The sequence below is a fragment of the Mycobacterium sp. E3247 genome (genome assembly GCF_001667785.1).
In the GTDB taxonomy this organism is placed as follows: Bacteria; Actinomycetota; Actinomycetes; order Mycobacteriales; family Mycobacteriaceae; genus Mycobacterium.
On the sequence record NZ_LZJG01000353.1, the window covers coordinates 1 to 4,048 of the forward strand.

The window sequence follows — 4,048 nt, forward strand, 5'->3', positions numbered from 1 at the left end:
CGAACTGTTCACCGGTGGCGTCCGGCCGCGGGCTCACCCCGGTGACCAGCAGCGTGCCGTTGAGCAGTTCGTCGCGGGGCCCGCGCGGGAGGAACCGCTGGGCGAGGACCACCGCGAGAACGGCCACCAGCAGGATCAGCACACCGAATTCCCACACGCCGCCATGGTAGGACCGTGATAGGACTGCGTCATGAACCGGGACGATCTGATGTTGGCGCTGACGCTGGCCGACCGCGCGGACGCGCTGACCTCCGCCCGGTTCGGGGCGCTTGACCTGCGCGTCGACACCAAACCCGACCTGACCCCGGTCACCGACGCCGACCGCGCGGTGGAGACGGAGCTGCGGGGGGCGCTGGGGCGCGAACGCCCGCACGACAGCATCGTCGGCGAGGAGTTCGGCGGAACCACCACCTTCACCGGACGGCAGTGGATCATCGACCCCATCGACGGCACCAAGAACTTCGTGCGGGGGGTGCCGGTGTGGGCCAGCCTGATCGCGCTGCTCGAAGACGGTGTGCCCACCGTCGGCGTCGTCAGCGCGCCCGCACTGCAGCGTCGCTGGTGGGCTTCGCGCGGCCGGGGCGCCTTCGTCTCGGTGGACGGCGCACCGCCGCGCCGGCTGGCTGTTTCCTCTGTGGCCCAACTGGATTCGGCGAGTCTCTCGTTCTCCAGCCTGTCCGGCTGGGCTCAGCGCGGACTGCGCGAGCGCTTCATCGCGCTGACCGATGCGGTGTGGCGGGTGCGCGCCTTCGGGGACTTCCTGTCCTACTGCCTGCTGGCCGAAGGCGCCGTCGACATCGCCACCGAACCCGAGGTGTCGGTGTGGGATCTCGCCGCCCTCGACATCCTGGTGCGCGAGGCGGGCGGGAACCTGACCGGCCTCGACGGCGTCGCCGGACCGCACCGGGGCAGCGCACTGGCGACGAACGGGCCGCTGCACGCGCGCGTCCTCGGCAGCCTCGGCGGCCCTGTGAATTAGTTAACAAGTGTTCTCTGTGATCTTACTCCGGAGTAAGATAGGCTTATCCGCATTGCCCCAACAGCAGAGGCTGCCGACATGACCGACACTCGTTCCGGTTCACCACAAACGTCCAAATCCGCCCGCTCACGCAAGCGCAAAGACCGGCAGAGCGGGATCGGGCTGCAACCGCACAAGCGCACGGGCGTCGACATCGCCATCGCGCTGCTCACCCCGCTGATGGGGCAGGAGTTCCTGGACAAATACCAGCTGCGCGACCCGGTCAACCGCGGCCTGCAATACGGGACGAAGACGATCTTCTCCACGGCTGCCGCCGCGTCCCGGCAGTTCACGCGGCTGCAGAATCTGCGCGGCGGGCCGACCCGGCTCAAGTCGAGCGGCAAGGACTACTTCGACCTGACGCCCGACGACGACCAGAAGATGATCGTCGAGACGCTCACCGAATTCGCCGAGGAGGTGCTGCGCCCCGCGGCGCACGACGCCGACGAGGCGGCGACCTCCCCGCCCGACCTGATCGCCAAGGCCGCCGAGTTGGGCATCACCGCGATCAACATCCCCGAGGACTTCGACGGCATCGCCGCGCACCGCTCCAGCGTCACCAACGTGCTGGTGGCCGAGGCGCTGGCGTACGGCGACATGGGTCTCGCGTTGCCGATCCTGGCGCCCGGCGGAGTGGCCGCCGCGCTGACCCATTGGGGCAGCGCGGACCAGCAGGCCACCTACTTGCACGAGTTCGCCGGCGAGAACGTGCCGCAGGCCTGCGTCGCGATCGCCGAGCCGCAGCCGCTGTTCGACCCGACCCGCCTGACGACCACCGCGGTGCGCACCCCGAGCGGCTACCGCCTCGACGGCGTGAAGTCGTTGGTCCCGGCGGCGGCCGACGCGGAGCTGTTCATCGTCGGGGCACAACTCGACGGCAAGCCGGCCCTGTTCATCGTCGAGTCGTCGACGAAAGGCCTTACCGTCAGGGCGGATCCGAGCATGGGCATCCGCGCGGCCGCCCTGGGCCACGTCGAACTCTCCGGAGTGTCGGTGCCGTTGAGCGCGCGGCTCGGTGAGGACGAGGCAACCGATGACGACTACTCGGAGGCGATCGCGCTGGCCCGGCTGGGCTGGGCCGCGCTGGCGGTGGGCACCTCGCACGCGGTGCTCGACTACGTCGTCCCCTATGTCAAGGAGCGCGAGGCCTTCGGCGAGCCGATCGCGCACCGTCAGGCCGTCGCGTTCATGTGCGCCAACATCGCCATCGAGCTCGACGGGCTGCGGCTGATCACCTGGCGCGGCGCGGCCCGCGCCGAGCAGGGCCTGCCCTTCGTCCGCGAGGCGGCGCTGGCCAAGCGACTCGGCACCGACAAGGGCATGCAGATCGGCCTGGACGGCGTGCAGCTGCTCGGCGGCCACGGCTTCACCAAGGAACACCCCGTCGAGCGCTGGTATCGCGATCTGCGCGCCATCGGCGTGGCCGAGGGCGTCGTAGTCATCTAGGCGCCTCCCCCGATCCGGACTACCGAAAGACCAATCATGGCAATCAATCTGGAACTGCCCCGCAAGCTGCAAGCGGTCGTCGTCAAGACCCATCAGGGTGCCGCGGAGCTGATGCGGCCGATCGCCCGCAAGTACGACCTGAAGGAACACGCCTACCCCGTCGAACTCGACACCCTGTACAACCTGTTCGCGGGCGCCTCGGAGTCGATCGAATTCGCCGGGGCCGACAACCTGGGCGACGAAAACCAGGACAGGGACCAAAACCACAACGGCGCCAACATGGCGGCGCTGCTGCAAACCTTGGAGGCCTGCTGGGGCGACGTCGCGATGATGCTCTCGGTCCCCTATCAGGGTTTGGGCAACGCGGCCATCTCCGCCGTCGCCACCCCGGAGCAGCTCGAGCGCCTGGGCAAGGTGTGGGCGGCGATGGCCATCACGGAGCCGGGCTTCGGCTCCGACTCGGCGGCGGTGTCGACCACCGCCAAGCTGGACGGCGACGAATACGTGATCAACGGCGAGAAGATCTTCGTCACCGCCGGCTCGCGCGCCACCCACATCGTGGTGTGGGCCACGCTGGACAAGGCGGCGGGGCGGGCCGCGATCAAGTCGTTCATCGTGCCGCGGGAGCACCCCGGCGTCACCGTCGAACGGCTCGAGCACAAGCTCGGCATCAAGGGCTCCGACACCGCGGCGATCCGGTTCGACAACGTCCGCATTCCCAGGGAGAACCTGCTGGGCAACCCGGAAATCGAGGTGGGCAAGGGCTTTTCGGGGGTGATGGAGACCTTCGACAACACCCGGCCCATCGTGGCCGCCATGGCCATCGGGGTGGGCCGCGCCGCCCTGGAGGAGATCCGCAAGATCCTCACCGAGGCCGGGGTGGAGATCTCCTACGACAAACCGTCGCACGCCCAGAGCGCCCCGGCGGCCGAGTTCCTGCGGATGGAGGCCGACTGGGAGGCCGCCTACCTGCTGGCGCTGCGCGCGGCGTGGCAGGCCGACAACAAGATCCCCAACTCCAAAGAGGCCTCGATGAGCAAGGCCAAGGCCGGCCGCATGGCCAGCGACGTCACCCTCAAGAGCGTCGAATTGGCAGGCACGACCGGCTATTCCGAGCAATCGATGCTGGAGAAGTGGGCGCGGGACTCCAAGATCCTCGACATCTTCGAGGGCACCCAGCAGATCCAGCAGCTGGTGGTCGCCCGCCGCCTGCTGGGCCTGTCGTCCGCCGAACTCAAGTAGCCCCGGTCCGCGCCGCGCCGAACGTGTAACCACGGCGGAAAATCGGCGATTTCATCGCCCTGAGTGCACGTTCGGCGTAACTATCCGCCGAGCGCGTCCAGCCGCTCGCGGGTGTCCGCGTCGAGTTCGATGGACGCGACGTCGAGGTTCTCCTCCAGGTGGCGCACCGACGAGGTGCCCGGGATCAGCAGCACGTTGGGTGCCACGCCCAGCGTCCACGCCAACGCGACCTGCGCCGGCGTCCGCCCGAGCCGCTCGGCGACGTCGACCACTAGTTCGTGGGTGAGCACGGGGTTGGGCCGCACGAAGGCGGCCCCCAGCGGGAAGAACGGAACGAACGCG

The 4,048-nt window shown here is 68.9% G+C and carries 4 protein-coding genes and 1 pseudogene; 3 read left to right on the top strand and 2 right to left on the bottom strand.

Annotated elements, in window-relative coordinates; translation table 11 throughout:
* Positions 1-157: pseudogene (locus A9X04_RS31020) on the bottom strand (hypothetical protein); the annotation flags it as partial.
* Between the two features lie 33 nt (positions 158-190).
* Between A9X04_RS31020 and A9X04_RS19405 the strand changes: the two are divergent.
* The 3 genes from A9X04_RS19405 (at position 191) to A9X04_RS19415 (ending at position 3,706) form a co-directional block, all read left to right on the top strand.
* A complete protein-coding gene (locus A9X04_RS19405) occupies positions 191-979 on the top strand; it encodes an inositol monophosphatase family protein (protein WP_067923979.1) in 789 nt (262 codons plus the stop codon).
* Between the two features lie 78 nt (positions 980-1,057).
* The gene (locus tag A9X04_RS19410) at positions 1,058-2,464 is read left to right on the top strand and encodes an acyl-CoA dehydrogenase family protein (protein ID WP_067923982.1); all 1,407 of its coding nucleotides are present in this window, start codon (positions 1,058-1,060) and stop codon (positions 2,462-2,464) included.
* Between the two features lie 36 nt (positions 2,465-2,500).
* A complete protein-coding gene (locus A9X04_RS19415; protein ID WP_067923985.1) occupies positions 2,501-3,706 on the top strand; it encodes an acyl-CoA dehydrogenase family protein in 1,206 nt (401 codons plus the stop codon).
* 80 nt (positions 3,707-3,786) lie between these two features.
* Here A9X04_RS19415 and A9X04_RS19420 read toward each other — a convergent pair.
* On the bottom strand, positions 3,787-4,048 hold a 262-nt coding region (locus A9X04_RS19420; RefSeq protein ID WP_197509241.1), incomplete at its 5' end, for an aldo/keto reductase.